At 43.3% G+C, this 18,126-nt stretch carries 16 protein-coding genes and 1 riboswitch; of the genes, 3 read left to right on the top strand and 13 right to left on the bottom strand.

Going from position 1 to position 18,126, the window contains the following annotated elements; genetic code table 11:
• Positions 1-123 precede the first annotated feature (123 nt).
• Entirely contained in the window at positions 124-2,508 is a 2,385-nt protein-coding gene (locus tag ACTWPM_RS03650; RefSeq protein ID WP_443131716.1) for a penicillin acylase family protein, read from the bottom strand.
• A 150-nt stretch (positions 2,509-2,658) separates the two neighbouring features.
• Here ACTWPM_RS03650 and ACTWPM_RS03645 point away from each other — a divergent pair, with 150 nt between their 5' ends.
• Positions 2,659-3,666, top strand: a complete 1,008-nt coding sequence (locus ACTWPM_RS03645) for an aldo/keto reductase (RefSeq protein WP_443131715.1) — start codon at positions 2,659-2,661, stop codon at positions 3,664-3,666.
• Positions 3,667-3,777: 111 nt separating this feature from the next.
• The gene (locus ACTWPM_RS03640) at positions 3,778-4,254 is read left to right on the top strand and encodes a DUF456 domain-containing protein (RefSeq protein WP_443131714.1); all 477 of its coding nucleotides are present in this window, start codon (positions 3,778-3,780) and stop codon (positions 4,252-4,254) included.
• A 99-nt stretch (positions 4,255-4,353) separates the two neighbouring features.
• Here the strand turns inward: ACTWPM_RS03640 and ACTWPM_RS03635 are convergent, their stop codons facing one another.
• The 9 genes from ACTWPM_RS03635 to ACTWPM_RS03595 form a co-directional block, all read right to left on the bottom strand.
• Complete coding sequence (locus tag ACTWPM_RS03635; RefSeq protein WP_443131713.1) at positions 4,354-4,704, bottom strand: hypothetical protein; 351 nt, start codon at positions 4,702-4,704, stop codon at positions 4,354-4,356.
• A gap of 820 nt (positions 4,705-5,524) precedes the next feature.
• Positions 5,525-5,995, bottom strand: a complete 471-nt coding sequence (locus tag ACTWPM_RS03630; RefSeq protein WP_443131712.1) for a DUF1641 domain-containing protein — start codon at positions 5,993-5,995, stop codon at positions 5,525-5,527.
• Positions 5,995-8,940, bottom strand: coding sequence for a formate dehydrogenase subunit alpha (gene fdhF / locus ACTWPM_RS03625; RefSeq protein ID WP_443131711.1), 2,946 nt, complete (start codon positions 8,938-8,940; stop codon positions 5,995-5,997). The genes ACTWPM_RS03630 and fdhF overlap by 1 nt, the downstream gene beginning before the upstream one ends.
• A complete protein-coding gene (gene fdhD / locus ACTWPM_RS03620; RefSeq protein WP_443131710.1) occupies positions 8,937-9,764 on the bottom strand; it encodes a formate dehydrogenase accessory sulfurtransferase FdhD in 828 nt (275 codons plus the stop codon). The genes fdhF and fdhD overlap by 4 nt, the downstream gene beginning before the upstream one ends.
• Before the next feature lie 114 nt (positions 9,765-9,878).
• On the bottom strand, positions 9,879-11,060 hold the full coding sequence (locus ACTWPM_RS03615) for an MFS transporter (RefSeq protein WP_443131709.1): 1,182 nt from the start codon (positions 11,058-11,060) through the stop codon (positions 9,879-9,881).
• 72 nt (positions 11,061-11,132) lie between these two features.
• Positions 11,133-11,717 (bottom strand): DUF2087 domain-containing protein, encoded by a 585-nt coding sequence (locus ACTWPM_RS03610; RefSeq protein WP_443131708.1) that lies wholly within the window; start codon positions 11,715-11,717, stop codon positions 11,133-11,135.
• A gap of 145 nt (positions 11,718-11,862) precedes the next feature.
• On the bottom strand, positions 11,863-12,063 hold the full coding sequence (locus ACTWPM_RS03605; RefSeq protein ID WP_443131707.1) for a hypothetical protein: 201 nt from the start codon (positions 12,061-12,063) through the stop codon (positions 11,863-11,865).
• A 38-nt stretch (positions 12,064-12,101) separates the two neighbouring features.
• A complete protein-coding gene (locus tag ACTWPM_RS03600; protein WP_443131706.1) occupies positions 12,102-12,503 on the bottom strand; it encodes a DUF4181 domain-containing protein in 402 nt (133 codons plus the stop codon).
• A 1,013-nt stretch (positions 12,504-13,516) separates the two neighbouring features.
• The gene (locus ACTWPM_RS03595; RefSeq protein ID WP_443131705.1) at positions 13,517-14,389 is read right to left on the bottom strand and encodes a DUF1028 domain-containing protein; all 873 of its coding nucleotides are present in this window, start codon (positions 14,387-14,389) and stop codon (positions 13,517-13,519) included.
• Positions 14,390-14,534: 145 nt separating this feature from the next.
• Here ACTWPM_RS03595 and ACTWPM_RS03590 point away from each other — a divergent pair, with 145 nt between their 5' ends.
• Positions 14,535-14,885: a general stress protein gene (locus tag ACTWPM_RS03590; RefSeq protein WP_443131704.1), complete on the top strand. Its 351-nt coding sequence runs from the start codon at positions 14,535-14,537 to the stop codon at positions 14,883-14,885.
• Positions 14,886-14,926: 41 nt separating this feature from the next.
• On the opposite strand, the gene ACTWPM_RS03585 is transcribed toward ACTWPM_RS03590, so the two are convergent.
• The 3 genes from ACTWPM_RS03585 to ACTWPM_RS03575 form a co-directional block, all read right to left on the bottom strand.
• Complete coding sequence (locus ACTWPM_RS03585) at positions 14,927-16,375, bottom strand: phospholipase D family protein (protein WP_443131703.1); 1,449 nt, start codon at positions 16,373-16,375, stop codon at positions 14,927-14,929.
• Positions 16,376-16,502: 127 nt separating this feature from the next.
• Complete coding sequence (thiT, locus tag ACTWPM_RS03580) at positions 16,503-17,069, bottom strand: energy-coupled thiamine transporter ThiT (RefSeq protein WP_443131702.1); 567 nt, start codon at positions 17,067-17,069, stop codon at positions 16,503-16,505.
• Positions 17,070-17,151: 82 nt separating this feature from the next.
• Positions 17,152-17,250, bottom strand: a riboswitch (TPP riboswitch).
• Positions 17,251-17,342: 92 nt separating this feature from the next.
• Entirely contained in the window at positions 17,343-18,095 is a 753-nt protein-coding gene (locus ACTWPM_RS03575; protein WP_443131701.1) for an alpha/beta hydrolase, read from the bottom strand.
• Positions 18,096-18,126 lie beyond the last annotated feature (31 nt).

Below are 18,126 nucleotides of genomic sequence, written 5' to 3'. Positions count from 1 at the left end.
AGTAAAGCCCTAACAGCTTGTCAGCTCTTCTCTTATTTTAGAGAAGAGCTTTTTTTACGATGGCCACAGAAACTCTCTCAGTAAGATGGTTGTTTCCAGTGGGAAAATGTCCATTATTTATTCTCACTGCGGAGTTAAAGTTAACTCCCGTCCTTCGTATCCCTCTGTTTTCGTAACGTGGTACTCGCCTTCCACCCAGTCTTCCAGTTGATCATGGTACCATTCACTTCTGAAATGCCCGGATTGCCCCGGCCCTACCAGGTGATAGGCTTCCTTCATATTCTCAAGGTCCATTACAAACCGCCAGGATGCTCCGTGATTAACAAGACCCTTACTGTTAAATCCTGCTGCCCGCACTGTGACCCGGCTGCCGCTGACCGGCAGAGGTTCGCCAGGGTTAAAGAAACGCTCCAACACTTGGATATTCGATAAAGGATGAGTAAATTCAACGGCATGACCTGCTCCCCATGTCCAGTTCTCCGGTGCTTCCCCGTGTTGCTCGCTTAATTCACGAATTGTTTTTTGATAGGCAGTGGTGACCACCTCAGATACACCTCCGCTATTATCCATCCAAATCGAAGATCCACCATCCTGAACTTGACGCAGCAATTCATCGGTGGTCTGTCCGGCTCCATGGAATAAATCAAGCATTTCTTTCGGGATCACTTCGTTGTATAACTCTTCCTGAATATGGGCCATCCAGGTGTGAAAAATAAGCGGCTGGGCAAGGCTCTTCTGATCCTCATAGTTCCATTCCCTCATGAGCTTGAGTGCTTGTGACTCTGGACCAGAAAAATCTTCATCTTTCGTAACGTCAAGCAAATAAGGTACGAACTCTTGCGCTTGTAAATTCTTCACGTCCATTTGCATATCCATTACTTTCTCAGAAGTTAATGGTTCTTTTTCTTCAAGCATCTCGACAATACGCTGATAGCGATAAGGCTGAGCCCAGTTATGACTGATATGATAAGGGTAGTTATCGTCCGTAATTTTATTATTGGCGGTAGCTACGTATCCTTTTTCAGGATTGACGGTTTTCGGAAGCTCATCAAAAGGAATATACCCCTGCCATAGGTCTTCTTCCTTCCAGCCTCTCATTGGAAGTAAAGCATCGTCGCCATTATTATAAATAGGAATTCTCCCATTCGCTTTATAAGCTATTGTGCCATCCTCAGAAGCAAATACGAAATTCTGAGCCGGCGCCAGGAATTTTTCCAGCCCTTTTTCGAACTCGTTCCAGTTTTCCGCCACATTAATTTCCAGTATGGCTTCCAGTTCAGTTGTAGGGTCCAGGGCCGTCCATCTGAGAGATAAAACAACATCTTCTCCGCTTTGTTCCGCGAATTCACTAATCACTGGACCATGTCTGGTTTCCACAACTTCATAGTCCAGGGTTTCCTGATCTTTTACCCGAATCGGCTCCTGGATTACTTCTGCCTGTTCCCATTCGTCTTCAAATAAAAATTGACGGCTATTCTCGGGGTTCCTTTTCTCCAAGTAAAGCTGCTGAACGTCCGGACCGACATTGGTCACTCCCCAGGCAATGTGGTTGTTATGTCCTAAAATAATCCCTGGAATCCCTGCAAAGATAACCCCTGACACGTCATAGCCCGGTGCACTTAACTGCATCTGATACCAAATGGACGGGGTGGCCAGTCCGAGATGAGGATCATCCGCAAGTATAGGGGCGCCTGATTCGGTCATCTCCCCGCTCACCACCCAGTTATTACTGCCGTTAAACTCGTGTGGAATTACAATATCTTTAAAGCTTGCAGCTACGTCTACTTTTTCCGTTTCCTCTAAAACCTTCGGAGCCTCTTCCGGATAAGCAGGAAACAATTCCATCGCCTGTTCTTCTGAAAATTCGTTGGTCAAAAAGTAATTAAAGGCCTGGCGCTCCCAGTGACCGCCTAAATCAAAAGCCATGTACTTTCCTATCGTTAATGAATCCACCGGTTTCCACGGGTCCGGAGAAAAGCCCATTAACGCAAATTCAGGCGGCAGGCGATTCCCATTTTCAGCCTCTTCTATATAAGCATTCACCCCTTCAGCAAAAGCTTCGAGACTTTCGACAGCTTCATCGGAATAGGCAGAGAGCGACGCTTCAGCCGCTCTTCTTAATCCAAGCGTTCGAAAATATTGATCCTGTTCGATAGTTGCTTCACCGACCACTTCACTTAATGTTCCTGAAGCCTGCCTGCGCGCCATTTCCATTTGAAATAATCGATCTTGCGCCTGAACATACCCTTGCGCTATAAACAAATCACGCGTTGAATCCGCTGTAATATGAGGCACTCCCTGTTCATCCCGCACAACTTCAACCGAACTTCCCAGAGCCTCAACCTGAATTTCCCCACTGACTTCAGGTAAACTACGACCCGTGTAAACGCTTACAAAAATAACTAAACCTATGAGAACTGCGATCACAACCATCCCTATGATGAAGGTGATTTTTTTCCATCGTTTTCTCGGCTTCGGTTCTGTATATGTACGTTTAGCCGTTTCCATCTCATCACTCCCCCTTGCCATTATATCTTATTTTTATAAATTAATGAACGAGATTGAAGAGGCTGAACAGGTTTTGTGATGATTAGACACGGTTCGTACAGGGTACATACTCCAAAGCATGCGATGCTATATTTTTGGAGGTGAACGGAAGTGGAAAAAACAAATATTCAAGGTACATCCATCAATGCAAGCCGACTTGGCTTAGGAACTTGGGCCATCGGGGGCTGGATGTGGGGTGGAACGGATGAAAAACAATCCATAGACACTATTCATACCGCCCTTGATCAAGGAATTAACTTAATTGATACCGCTCCAGTATATGGTTTTGGACGCTCCGAAGAAATTGTCGGAAAAGCTGTTCAGCAATACGACGGTGATCGAGACGATATCGTTCTGGCCACCAAAGTAGGCATGGACTGGCACGACGATGCAGTATTTAGAAATGGCAGCAAAGAAAGAATCCATAAAGAAGTGGAAGATTCCTTGCAGCGCCTTCAGACAGACTATATTGATATTTATCAGGTACACTGGCCTGATCCGATTACTCCGATTCATGAAACAGCAGAAGCTCTGCATTATCTTCACAAGCAAGGAAAAATTAAAGCCATCGGTGTGAGTAACTTTTCACCGGAACAGATGGATATATTCAGAGAAGCAGCACCGATTCATACGCTGCAGCCACCCTATAACTTATTTGAAAGAGATATTGAAAAGGATATTCTCCCTTATGTCCAAGAGCACAATATGACCACAATTTCTTATGGCTCTCTGTGCCGCGGTCTGCTTTCAGGGAAAATGTCTTCTGACCGTGAATTTGAAGGCGATGATTTGAGAAATGATGATCCTAAGTTCCAACAGCCGAGATTCAAACAGTATTTAAATGCGGTTCAGGAACTGGATCAGCTAGCGCAAAACCGTTACGGCAAACGCGTTCTGCATCTCGCTCTGCGCTGGGTACTTGATCAGCCAGGCTCCGGTGTCGCTCTCATGGGCGGCCGCCGTCCAGACCAGCTTGATCCTGTTAAAGAAGTGGAAAACTTCAGTATTGATCAGGAAACCATGCAAGATATTGATGAAATCCTGCAGAAGCATATCAAAGACCCTGTTGGGCCTGAGTTTATGGCTCCACCTGACCGTCAGGAATTAGGTCTTAAATAAAACCATATAAAAAAACCGAGCTTGCCTGCCAAGCTCGGTTTTTCTATGATGGTAAGGGAACCATTTCCCTGCTCATTCGTATGTAGGAACGAAAGTAAAGGAGGTCAATCTATGGAAGTTTTCATATGGGCAATCATTATCGTTTGTTTCTTAGCCAGCTTCGCAAGTATTATTTTCCCGATCATTCCTGGTCCACTGGTATTATGGATCGGATTCCTGGCTTATTTCTTCTTTATTAATGGCGAAGAATTGTCGTGGTTTTTCTGGATCGGAGTCCTATTATTAACCGTCTTACTCATTGTTTCGGACATTATTGCTAACAGTTACTTTGTAAAACGCTATGGAGGAAGTAAGTGGGGAGAACGCATGGCTGCTGTCGGAGTTATCGTGGGTTCATTTATTATCCCGCCGTTTGGGATCATCATTCTTCCATTCATTCTCGTTATCGTAACTGAATTGATTCAAAAGAGATCAAATGAGGAAGCATGGAAAGCCGCTATCGGGTCTCTGTTTGGATTTTTGAGTGGGACTGTGGCTAAAATCGTCATTCAGCTTATTATGATTATCTGGTTTTTCTTTGAGATTTAAAAGTATGGAAAAGTCCCAGGTGGTATCGATCCGGGACTTTTTTCGTATTGGTAAAGCTTTTACTATTGAGTTCTATTTCTATTCCCCGACTACTCCTATTTAATCATGCTTTCTAGCTTCTAACTCTTCGGTTACTTGTACAACTGGCTCATCCCATGGATGGTTAGGGTAGATACCTTGCTCAATGATTTTTGTTAGCAGCTCCTCATCTCTTGGGATGGAAAATTCCACTCGAACTGAAGCTAGTTTAGTCGTTTCTCCTATGTTCCCTTCTGTCGGTACAGAGGTTTCAGAAGGAACAAACTGTTCCACTCCATCATTGGAATGCCAGACCACGTTTTTATACTTCCCATAATTCAAGTCATCCACCTCTAATACCCCTTGGATGACTTTCTCCAAGTAACCTGGAACAACGAAGGTTCTAATTCTATAGATTGGTTTTAACTGCATACACAATCTCCTTTCCTAGCGAGCTTGATTACTATCTTACCACCTTTACGAATTTTTCTCTTTTCTATTCAAAGTTCCACTAACATTCCGTATTGATTATTACAGTTAAGCTCCCGTTTGTTTAAGACTCAGTTTCGAGATATCTAGTGAGAGAGTTAGGTCCTGCGGGGAACGACTCGCTTTCCGGCCCTGCACGACGACGTTGCCACAGGACGTGGCGATCTTAGTCGAACCTCCTCTTCTGTGCTGAGCCTCCTCAAGCTAAAGCTTTCCGGGGTCTCACCGATCATGTTTATCCCACAGGAGTCTCCCCGTCCCCCTCCGGACCTGGCCGAATGAGAAACACGAAACCACTGAAGAATGATGAGTAAAAGAGCATGTGAACATAAGGTTACTTTCATGCTATAAAGATGTGGAATAGCCTGGCAGAGAAGCATTTAAGACCAGTTAAGAAGGAGAGCATTTTCTTTTCTAGAAGGGGCCGTTATTCTCCTGTAGCTGAGTTGGTGGGGAAATAATGAGACTCCCGTGGGAAAAGGAACTAGGTGAGACCCCACAGGGAGTGATAACGACCGAGGAGGCTCGCCGTTCCCCACTGGAAAGCGAATCATTTCCCCACCAACTCTCATTCTTTTATGGCGACGGACCCATAGAATATCTCGAATCTGAGTCTTCAACTAACCGGCCCGATTGTTGAAGATTACTCTAATGAAAAATCAACACGATAATTATTCAGGTTCATTCTTTTCAGAGAAACTAAACTAAAAAGCCACCCTCTCCCAGAAGCTTGAAGGAGAGGGTGGCTTTACACATTCATTATTTAATTTCTTCCCATACCTTTTAAGAAATTCATCAGCATCGTAATACTGCGATTAATTTCAGGATCTTTCAACGCTTTAGCTAAATCCAGAACAGAAGTTTTTTCATTGGAGGATGCAGCAGCGTTCATCTCCTCCATCCCCTGGTTAAGCTTTGAAGTCACCTCCCGAACCGTTTTCAGGTCCAGGTCGCCGAGCAGATAGACAATCTCCGGAATGTTCTCCAGAATACCAGTATAAATATCACGGTTGATTTCCTCTACAATGTTTGCGAGTATTTCTTTTCGTTTGTAGGTGAAAGCCGTAGCCGCTTCAAGCGTTTCACTTTCCTCAAGAGCTTTTAAAAGATCAATTCCTTTTAGAATGGCTGTTTTATTATCGGCTATGGCCGTTTTCACTTCCTCAAAATCTTTCTCAACTTGCTCTTCACGTCTCGCTTCATACTTTTTAATACTAGTAATTGGTTTCGCCATTATCGCTTCACCTGACTTCCAGGAAATTCATAATCGTCACGCTTCCATTTTTCCTCAACTTTGACACTGATTTGAGGGACAGGATTTCCGCGTCTATGATTGTTAACAGGAATTGGTGATTTACCTTCTTTTGTCAGAACTTTCATTTTGACTGCAATTTCTTTATAAGCCGGTGTATCCGTATCCTTATCAACCCGGTTATCTGTGAGGTAGTTTACCGCAGACTTCCCGGTCCCGTTCATCGGTACGAACAGTTCTTTCCCTTTAACTCGGTCCGTAACGGTTACCGTTCCAGTCGCTTCTCCTGATGGAGAGATCAGTTTGACCCGGGCTCCTTCTTTGATGCCTCGTTCTTTTGCCAGTTCCTCTGAAACTTCGACGAATGAATCGGGTGTCTTCCTGGATATACCGTGCGACCGATACGTCATATTTCCTTCGTGGAAATGTTCAAGTAAACGCCCATTATTTACATGTAAATCATATTCTTCCGTGGGCTCATACATTAATTCAAAATCTAATGGGTAGAGACGTGCTCTTCCATCTTCAAAAGGAAAACCTTCTGTAAATAGCAGCGGCTCGTCTGTTCCATCTTCTGCTACCGGCCATTGAAGAGAATTATAGCCTTCCAGTCGGTCGTAAGTTACACCGGCAAATAAAGGAGCGAGACTTGCCGCTTCGTCCATAATTTCTGATGGACTCTCATATTTCCAATCAAAGCCTGCCTCTTTCGCTACCTCTTGTAAAATTTCCCAATCAGGTTTTGTGCCTTGCAGCGGATCAAAGGATTTATACAATCGTTGAATCCTTCTTTCCGTGTTCGTAAAGGTTCCTTCCTTCTCTAAACTTGGAGAAGCCGGAAGGACAACGTCTGCATACTCTGCTGTTCTCGTGAGGAATAAATCCTGCACAATAAAGAAGTCCAGCTTTTCAAAAGCATCTGTTACATAATTGATATTCGCATCCACAATGCCTGTGTCCTCACCGATCACATACATCATAGAGAGGTTTCCGTCGTGAATGGCTTCTATCATTTCATGATTGTCCATGCCTGATTTCTCCGGCAGATCAACACCCCAGGCATCTTCATAACGTTTTCTTACTTCACTATCTTCAACGCTCTCGTATCCTGGAAACTGGTTCGGAAGGCTTCCGAAATCACTGCAGCCCTGTACATTGTTGTGACCGCGGAGTGGATAGGCTCCTGTACCAGGTTTTCCGTAATTTCCAGTAATCAATAACAAATTGGAAATGGCTGTACTCGTATCGCTTCCAAGCATATGCTGCGTTACACCCATCGCCCAGCAAATTGACATCGTTTTGGCTTCCACAATCTCCTTCGCCAGGTCTTTCAAGTCCTCTTCAGAGAACCCAGTCATCTCTGCAGCATATTCCAAAGTGAAAGGTTTCAGGCTTTCTCTGTACTCGTCAAATCCATTCACCCAGTCATTCAAGAAGTTTTTGTCTTCCCATCCCTGATCCAGAATGTACTTCGTTACAGCAGAAATCCATACAAGATCGGTACCAGACTTAGGACTATAAAAACGATCCGCTCTCTTGGCCATTTCATGTTTACGAAGGTCAAACACAAATAATTTTTGACCATAAAGTTTGTGGGCACGTTTAATACGGGAGGCCAGTACCGGGTGGGATTCAGCTGTGTTAGAGCCTATCGTCATCACTAATTCTGCTTCTGCTAGATCATCAATGGAGCCTGAATCTCCTCCGTATCCGACCGTACGGAATAATCCTTTGGTGGCAGGCGACTGGCAATATCGAGAGCAATTATCCACGTTATTGGTGCCAATAACCTGACGGGATAATTTTTGCATCAAATAAGATTCTTCATTCGTCGCTTTAGAAGAAGAAATGAATCCCAGGTGATCTGCTCCTTTTTCAGCTTTAATTTCGTTCATTCGACGAACTGCGAAAGCAATCGCTTCTTCCCACTCCACTTCTTCAAAAGTATCCCCGCGGCGGATTAGAGGTTTTTGCAGACGGTCATCTGAATTCACATAATCCCAGCCGAATTTTCCTTTTACGCAGGTAGAAATTCCGTTGGCCGGAGACTCAGGATGAGGTTCTACTTTTAGGATCTCACGGTCTTTGGTCCACACATCAAAAGAGCACCCTACTCCGCAATACGTACATACCGTTTTCGTCTTCTCAATTCGCTCTTCACGCATAGCAGCTTCTGAATCCGAAATGGCAAATAAAGGTCCATAACCCGTTTCTACTTTTTTTGTTAAATCGATCATAGATTTCAATATGCCTGGTTGCTGATCGGTTAGGAATCCGGCTTCTTTTTCCATCCCTACTTCCATCATGGCATTACAAGGACAAACCGTAGAGCACTGACCGCAGTTTACGCAGGAAGATTGATCAATCGGAACATCCTTGTCCCAGATGACTCTTGGCTCCTGACGTTCCCAGTCAATGGTTAATGTCTCATTTACTACAACGTCCTGACACACTTCTACACAACGTCCGCAAAGGATACACTGATCCGGATCGTATCGGTAAAAAGATCCAGAGTCATCACGGTTGTAAGGTGTAGGCTGGAACGGACGGGACTGATGATCGAGTCCAAAGTCCGCCATTGTGTTATGAATCTCGCAATCTCCATTATTATAATCACAAACCGTGCAGTAAAGTTCGTGCTTTTCAAGAACACGGTCAAGCGCCTCTTTCTGTGCTTTATGTACATGAGGCAGCTTCGTCTGAACCCGCATTCCTGCTTCAACTTTCATTCCGCAGGCTCGCTGAATCTCACCATCCACCTGTACCATACAGGTATCACACGTCTGAATCGGTCCAAGGGACTCGTTGTAGCATAATTGAGGTATATTTTCCTCAGTAGTGTTGAGTAAGTCTAATAAATTCTGTCCCGGGTCTGCAAGATACTCCGTGCCATTAATGGTCACGACGGTATGATCTCTGTCGATCAATTGAATTCCTCCCTGTTTGGTGTGACGATTTCATCATTTTCTTTTAACTCGATACGCTCCGGATGAGTATAGACATTCATCCTCCCACCGCGAATAAATCCAACAGCGGTTATGTTTAAATCTTCAGCCAGCTGCAAGGCTAAATCGGTTGGAGCCGACTTAGACAGCAAGCACCCGATTCCCATTTTGGAAACCTTTAAAAGTACCTCTGAAGAAATGCGGCCGCTGAAAATGATGACGTGATTTTTTTTGCGGCCTCCGTTTTTAATCACATGGCCATAAAGCTTATCTAAAGCATTATGTCTTCCTATATCAGAAAACTGAATTTCTATTTTTCCATCTGAAGCTATAGCCGCCTGGTGGACACCGCCCGTACGCTGAAAGGTATGGGCGTTTTCATGGAACGATTCCATCAGCTGCATACAGCTTTCCGGAGATAAAGTAAACTGGTTCATCACGGTGCGGGCTGTTTTCGCGTCGTTTTGAAAATAAAAAGCCCGGCTCTTACCGCAGCAGGAACCAATCCAGCGCTTTTGTTCACTCTCTCCCATTGGAATAGGACGAGAAGTTTCCACATAAGCAAATCCTCGTTCTTCATCTATAGACAGCTGCTTAATTTCTTTTGTTGTGTAGATCGCTCCTTCGGTTGCTAGAAACCCAATCACCAGCTCTTCCAGATGATCCGGGGTACAGACCATTGTGGCAAATTCCTGGCCATTAATCATAATGGTGAGAGGAAACTCTTCGGCCACAATGTCTGTCGTTGCATAGGAGTTAGAACCATCTACGCGAACCATATTCCAAGTCTTTGTACCTTTACTCATATTTCCTCCCACTTCCCAGTAATTACAATTCATTATCCTTTTTCGGAAAGTTTTAAACCTTTGAATTCAAAGCATTCCAGTTTAATACTGGTTCTAACTCCCTATTGTTCCAGTTTATCCCTTATTTTTCAACCCATTTCGACGGAGCAAAAAGAACATAAGAATACCCAGTCCCCCAACCAAACCGATCATACCTCCTGACAATCCTAAACTCCTGCTTGGGACGACTTCCAAGGCTAACCCGCCTCCAAACATCATCACCCCAAGGATTACATTTGACCAGGCCTCAATAAATCCAAAAACACCTCCCTGCTTATCGGAAGGAACTCTTTTCATAACGAGTGTGTCCAGGGAAGCTCCTGACATCCCCCCAATCAGGGATATCACAAAAAAGTAGAGCATAAGTTGAAACAATGTTCCTGCCTGGCTCGCAGCCCCCTGCAGTATCCCTTCTACTACCAGAGCAATTATGGAGAAAAGTAGAAGATGATGCTTCAACCGTTTCATTAAGAAAAAACTCGTCATCAGTCCCGTTCCAAGCGCCCCATAAAGAAGCCCTACCCCAAGCTCCCCGCCCGAAAAAATTTCAACGGCATACACACTGATCAGTACATTAAAAATCCCGTCCATACCCGCTCCTGTCCATTGAATAAAGACAACCAGAAGAAGACCAGTACCCAGCCAGTCTTTGACTTTCATCTCTATTCTTCCAGGTTCAGAGTTCTCTTCAATAGGGATTTTCTTTACTTTCAGCTTTCTAATAAAAAAGGCTGCTGCAGCAAATGACAAGGCATTAAATACAAACGCCATATCTGTCCCAAATAAATAAGCGACTGCGCCCCCGGTTACTGACCCTAAGATAAGTACAATTCCTACTTTAAATTGTTCCAGTCCATTCACGGCCGCCAGTTGAGACGGTTCAGTAATCTTTCCAATCGTGCTTTTTCTAATTGGCTGGTAAAATGCCTCCCCGCAGGACAGGAATAAAATCCCGGTAAAAGCAATCCACATATCTTTCTCGGATTCAATCAAAGTAAAGCTTAGAGCAAATGGGATTCGAAGCAGGTCAGCGGCTATCATAAGCTTCTGTGGAGCGATTCGATCGGAGGCTCTTCCACCGAGCGGTGAAAGGAAAAGATAAGGAAGAATCCGCAGGCCCAGTGCGGTTCCTACTGCGATCCCTGACCCGGTAATCTGCAGAATAAGAGTCAACACGGCGACCTGACTGAACCTATCCCCCAGTCCATTAATAATTCCGGAATAAAATAAATAGCGGTACGAACGGTTTACTAACATATTGAACCTCCACAAAAATTAAATTAGATTGTCATCTAATTAGATGGATAAAAAAAGAGACCTGGGTCATCTTTAGACGATGACAGGCCACATTTCCTCTGGATTCAGTTCATAACGATTATTCTCCCTGTACATAAAGTGATGCATAATCCATTCTCTTCGTAACGTAGCATAGTCTTCAAAGAAAGTCTTAATGTATTCATTCACTTCTTTTTCTTCATAGGTTCTTCCCCGTTGAAATGCTTTAGCATAGTAGGCAAGAATAACGACCCGTTTTTTTAGCTGACTTGGCAGCTGCTTAAGCTTTCCATCTACAGTAATGAAGTTCTGGAGAATCTGACGCTCTTCTTTCTCTGTTACCTGCCACTCTTTATCCGCCTTCACTTTTTCATCTCCTATTCGCGTCACAGCTTCAGCCATGAATGTAAGTTTCTTTTCATCCAGATAAAAGTAAATCGTGTTTTTATCGCGACGGGAATAGACCATTCCCGTATCCCTTAATTTCTTTAAGTGATGAGTAATCGTCGGCGGCCGAAGTCCTAGTTTTCCTGCGATGGCCTGACCATGAAGCGGTCCCTGTCTAAGCAGAGCAATAATCCTTAATCGGGTCGGATCCCCTGCAGCTTTATGAAAAGCTACCATTTTATCTAACTGCATCATAAAACTCCCTTTCAATCTAATTAGTTATTCATCTAATTAGATGGTAATGAAATTAATGTGTAAAGTCAACCTAGATTTTCTTTATGTAACCATAAAAAAATCAGCTTAGACATATCTAAGCTGACACTATATAGCTTTGTTGTTATTTATATTTTTCATCTAATCTTTCTTTCCAGCGAACCAGAATGACTATAATAAGCACAATCATTACTACGACGATCAAAGTTCGCAGCATGTGGTAATCTTCAAACAGACCCACATAGGAAAGCAACAGGGTGATTCCAATAATCACACCCGCTGCCACCAGAATGCTTCCATACACTTTATCTCTTTGATCATTCATTTACGAACCTCAATTTCTTTACATTTTGAATAATTTCTCTAGCTAAACCAGAGTACTACACCTAGAAAAGCTATAAAAAATAGTGCGATTTCCACCAGAGATACTTTATAATTCTGCCAGTTAGATGAGAACTTCCATTCTGCGAAGGTCTGAAAGCCAAGTAGGACTACTGTAAATACGGCTAACATTACTGATATAGCAAAGGGTTTATTTATAGTCCACGGCATCGATGCGAGGATTAGGATAATAAATAAACCACGAAGCCTTGAGTCCCCTTTTTTATGAAACTCATTAATATGATTATAGGAAAACCATTTCTTTTTATCTGCCCCTAATAGGTATCTCAAAATAATCGGTATACCTATTAGAGGAACGATAATTACTGCCATAATAATAAAAAAATCCAGGCCAAAACCATAATTCACTACATCGCTTCCCATTCAAATCAACTCCGAAGTCAACAAATTACCTCTACTATGTGTTAAGTGGAAGGACAAAAAGACCCAATGATTATTCATTGGGTCTTCAATTTTTCTTTTCTAAACTGTGGTGTTATGCATCACTTATCTTTACGGTCCTCTTCAAATGTTCCCCAATCGTAGCCTGACTTGCCCCAGCTGATTAGAAACATAGCTTGCGCTGCAATCATCAGGAGTACAATGACTAAACCCATCCTGAAAACCACCTTTATTAAAGTGACATGATATTCTTGATTAACCTCAATTTAACATATTTAACCAATTAATTGAATAGAAATGCACCTCTTATTAAAGACTCATTACGATAGGGCCGGACAGTTGAAGACTCAAATTCGAGATATTTTGTGAGAAGAAAGGTCCTGCGGGGGACGATATATAGTTTTCTGAAAATACAGGAAAGCACCTGGCTGATCATCAAAGGGTCGCCTTTTTCAACGATCCCCTTTCTTCCATCTATGCAGGTGAAAAAGCTGGTATATAAGCATTTGCGAGAGGTTTAGGCTGTGTCCTTGCCTTCCTGGAGAGGGGGCCGTTAATTAGATATCGCTGGGTTGGTGAGGAAATGATGAGACTCCCATGGGAGAAGAAACTAGGTGAGATCCCGCAGGGAGTGAAACGAGTGAGGAAGCTCCTGGTAAAAGGAGGATCGACTAAGGTCGCCACGTCCTGTGGCAACGTCGATCGCCCCCACATCGTGTAGGGCCATAGGAAAGTGTTCAAATGTGGAATCGCCCCGTTAGACACGACCAGCATAAGCCGACCATCAAAAGGATGGCGGTTTTTCCATTCGTTGATGAGCGGCTTATGTCTCGAGTGTCTGGGTGATGGAACAAGACGAGTTAGTTCCCCACCAACCCTTTTCCAACTAGAGTAACGGGCCCATTTATCTCGAAACTGAGTCTTACAGTAACGGGAGCTTATCTACAAGAAGCAATAAGATGATTGGATGCTCTCTTTTTATAAGAGATTCGTCCCTATTTCTGGTTTTTCATAAACGCAAGGACTTTCTGATCGATCCAGCCTCTTTCCTGTTCCCTGCCTTCAAAGTTTTCCGTATGCAAATAAGCTGTTAGAGCATCGTACAATTCAGAGTCGGGCAAATCGACGGTTTGCGTGTAATTTAAGCGGTGAAGATGAGCATTAATATCCGCTTTCACTTCCCCTTCAATCGGCAACCTATGCTCCTCAAGCGTTTCTCCGAAATAGAGCTGCTGCAGTTGATAAATGCGCACTAGCTCCTGGATAGGCTCAGGATGATCATCGACGCGAAGATCGACAAAAACGTCACTTAATCCGCCGTACCCGCCTTTATCCTTGACCACATAAATGGCAGCCGACTGCTTCCCACGGCTGTCTCCTCCAGCTTCCTGTGCAGCTTTTAATCCTTCCAACAAGCGCTCAGCCAGGGAACCTGAAGCTTCTTCAAAAGCACGACCCATGTGGGTGACTGTTTCTTCGTTAACCAGAATATTTCCCTGGGCCGCATAATGTTCCCCTGTAATGCCTCCTGCCCAGTCGTAACACTGCTGGCCTGTGAATGTTGCGGTATTTCCTTTTGCATCTACTACGCCTACCTGGCGATCTTCTGAAAATTCATCTTCAGCTGTTAGTTTCTCAATAACTTCATTCGCAGAATAACCTTCTTCAAGAAGTGCGAGTCCATTCGGCCCGTAGGACGGGTTAGCAAAAGCCTGGGTAGCAATAGCTCCCACTCCTGCTTTGGCCCACGGGACCACCGAACCTACTCCTAGAAACTTCGACTGTACAGCCACTCCTAACTCTCCCGTCTTCGGATCATGTCCGGCGATGGAAAAGGTGGCAATAATATTAGATTTATTTATATGCATATTTTTCCCTCCATTCCGTACTCTTTCGACCCCTGCCCTGATAATTCCTTCTTAAAAAAATTTGAGAACATTCCTATGTTTCTATAATAAATCAACGGGTATTACTACTACTGTACATCATTATAGAAAAGAGGAGCTGAGACTAATGAAACCAATGATTCGTGAATATAGCAATGATGAAAAATTAATGACAGACGTTAAAAAATTACAAGATAATGGTATCCATCCAAAAGATATTTACATTCTTTCCCATGATGACGACCGTACTAATCGTATTGCTAATAATGTGGATGCAAATACGATCGGGTTTTCCGAGCAGGATTTCACCAATATCATCAGCAACATTTTCAGTAAGCAAGGGGACGAATTAAGAACAAAACTTCAGGAAATGGGCTTTTCAGAAACTGAAGCTGAAGAATATGAAGAAGATATGGATGAAGGTAAAGTTCTTCTTATCCTGACCGATCAGGAGAAATCTTCAGGTATTTTAGACTAAATAAAAGTAAAAAGCTCACTGATGCTGTCAGTGAGCTTTTTTTAATAGGTAGTAAACCAGGTCCATTTTTGCAAATGATAGGTAATGTAGCGAACAAGAGTTAGATTCCCTTGATATTCCTCATAATCCGCTGTGTAATTCCCGCTCTCATTACTCCAAATCCGTTCAAAATACTGATCTACTTCTTGAAAAATATCCTCGTCTGAATTTCCTTTAATAACTACATCCGCTTCCAGATTCAAATTCGCCAGGTTACGCCGGGTGTAATTCGCAGAACCGCCGATGATTACACTATCGCTGCCTTTATTAATATACAGCATTTTTGTATGGTACTGTTCAATATTTACATCATACCACCGTAAGTTAATGTTGTTATTTCCAAGCCGCTCCATTTCCGCTGCTACCGGTAAATTAGGAAGCCCTGGCTTCTCGTGGCCAAAGGATTTTTTGTTCGGGTCCATGACAATATTAACCGTCGCGCCACGGTCTGCCGCCCTGTCCAGAAGGTCGATGATATTTCGGTCCGACAAGTAATATATGCCGAGCCATACTTCATCGCCATCTCCCGCTTTTTTCAATTCTTTTTGTATCGAGCGATAGATTTTTCCTTCCGTTACAAACTGTGCGCTCAAATTACCCTCCTGCTTCTCCCAGGAGCGGTTTTCATACTCAGGGAAATCGGCTTCTCCAGAATAATTAACTACTGCTTCCTCTGCCTCTAAGATATCTTTAATAATTGGCCCTTCCATTTTGAACGCTGCGTTTTCGTGGTAGCCGCTGGCATCATGAGGATTAGCTGTTGAAACCATGGCGGCATCCTCCGTAACAAGCAGCTTTCTATGGTTGGCTTTAATATTTAACAATTTTAAATAGGACCGGAGGGTAACATCGGGAGCCTCTATAGCCAGAGGATTACCGATCCAGCCTTCACCGTCTGTACCTGTCCAGGAAAAAAACAAACGCCAGATGCTGGAGTAGACAGGATTGGAATCTCGCAGCTGATTCAGGTTGGTTAACACAACATCGACTCCCGCATCCTCCAAACGGCGGATGGTCTCAGACTCATAGGACCCATAAATCGTGTTAATCTGATCGGTAATAAACACAACTTTAAGATCAGGAACTTCTTCTTTCTGCCGAACAATCGCATTTACCAGATTTTCTGAGATCGCAGGAAAGTCGTTCTTTCCATTCGTATAACCATTAAATAAAAACATATCTGCGACAATAAAGTCATCAGCTTCAGCGATCGTGTTGTTTAACTCTTGAAAGATTTGCCGATCGTACACCGTTTCCCCTGATTCATTTTCGTAAGTCAGATCATAAAAGAATTCGATATCATCCATGGAATGGACATCTCCCTGATAAGAAACTCCCTCAGGAAGTGCCTTCCAGGATGTATGATAACCGATCGTAATTGAAAGAATAGTTATAAATGCCAATATAATCCAAAAGACCTTGCTTTTATGTAATTTCTTTAGTTTTTTCACATTTTACCCCCCCTTTTTTAAACACTTTACAGTTTAGCCCTAATCCTTTTGGCTCAAACCTGGTAAATAATAGGTTAATACACCTAAAAAACCCTGACTAGAGAGAGGGACTCTAGTCAGGGTTTCATTATCTGATAATTAACTTTGGACGCTTAACAAATAGTAAACTGACCACCAGGGCGCTCAGGATAAATGCAGGCAGCATATAACCACCGTTATAGAGCAGGGAATATAACCAAACCGGCTGCCCTTCTGGTGCAAACTTCCCGTAAAATATGATACCGGCAATAAAGTGGCCAATAAATCTAAGGGAGCTGCCAATGAGACAGCCGAGAGCTATCCACATGACTAACGACTTTTTATGATTCTCTTTTATCGAATGCCATAGCGGTTTGGCTACCACTCCAGCAAGGCCGATGACGGCAAAAGCCAATATATAGTCGATAATGGTTTGAACGGGGGTAATGATTATGGCTCCAGTCAGGATTTGATAGAAGCCCAGTAACAATCCGGTTAACACTCCGCCTCTCACACCCCAGCGGAAGGCCATAATAAAGACCGGCACCATAGCGAATGATATTGATCCGCCCTGAGCCCACAGCTTAAAGGATAAAAACGGAATTATATCGAGCAAGATGGCAAGTGCTGAGAAAATCGCCACCTCTACCATAAATAGTACTCTTCTGTTTTGCATTGTATCCTCTCCTTTTAAAGACACAAAAAAAGCAATGCCAAAAGGGAAGCTTCCTGATGGAGGATTCCCGACTGCATTGCACCATCAAAAAAGCCGCCATCCCTGCGTCAGTATTAACTGACAGGTTCTAAGGGTCTGAACATCGTTCACTCTCAGCCGGAAGGCTCCCCTTGAAGGCTTTATACCGTTACTTTTCTTGATATATTCCATATTATAGTAGATTTACTTTTAAGTTTCAACTAATCTGTCTTAGCGCCCCTGAAAGTCGGAGAGTTATCCCATTGTCTTTGCATACATTTCAAAGAATTCAAGACTTCTCTCTATAATTAGATCCTGGTCGTGATCAAGCGTAGCCACATGGTAGCTATTTTCTAAATGAACAATTTCTTTGTGCTCTGAAAAAACGGAATCAAAGATCATCTCTGAGTTATGAGGTGGAACCACATGGTCTTCATCCGAAACAAATATTAAAATCGGACAATGCACACCTGAAAGACCTTCTTCAACCCGGGTCATTAAGGTAAGCAGCTGATTTACTGAACTTACAGGCGTTCTCTCATAAGCCAGTTCTTCCACTTCCGGATTTTTAATATCGGAACCAATGGCATCTATAAAACGCTCTTCCATGGCGACTGTTCCTTCCATTGCCGGGATTTTTATAGCCGCATTAATAGGAATGACGCCTTTAATATCTGGAAATTTTTCAGCGATATGAAGAGCTAATGTACCCCCCATGGATAAACCGACCACAAAAATCATGTCGCAGCGTTCTTTCAGCCAATGATAGCCATCTTCTACGGACTCGATCCAGTCCTCATAGGTCGTGGTTTCCATATCTTCAGGTGTAGTTCCGTGGCCTTTTAATCGCGGACCGAAAACGGTATATCCTTCCCTAGCATAAGCTTCCGCCAGCGGCCTCATGCTTTGAGTGGTTCCAGTAAATCCATGAGAAATGAGGATACCTACTTCATTACCTTCGAAGCGGATTTCCTCTGCTCCTTTTAATATAATTGGTTGTTCTGCCATGACCGATCTCCCCTTTCATTTCCTTCTGTAC

The sequence above is a fragment of the Halobacillus sp. K22 genome (assembly GCF_052246795.1).
Taxonomy (GTDB): domain Bacteria; phylum Bacillota; class Bacilli; order Bacillales; family Halobacillaceae; genus Halobacillus.
The sequence above is the reverse complement of the archived record's forward strand: the minus strand, read 5'-3'. Positions and strand labels throughout refer to the sequence as shown.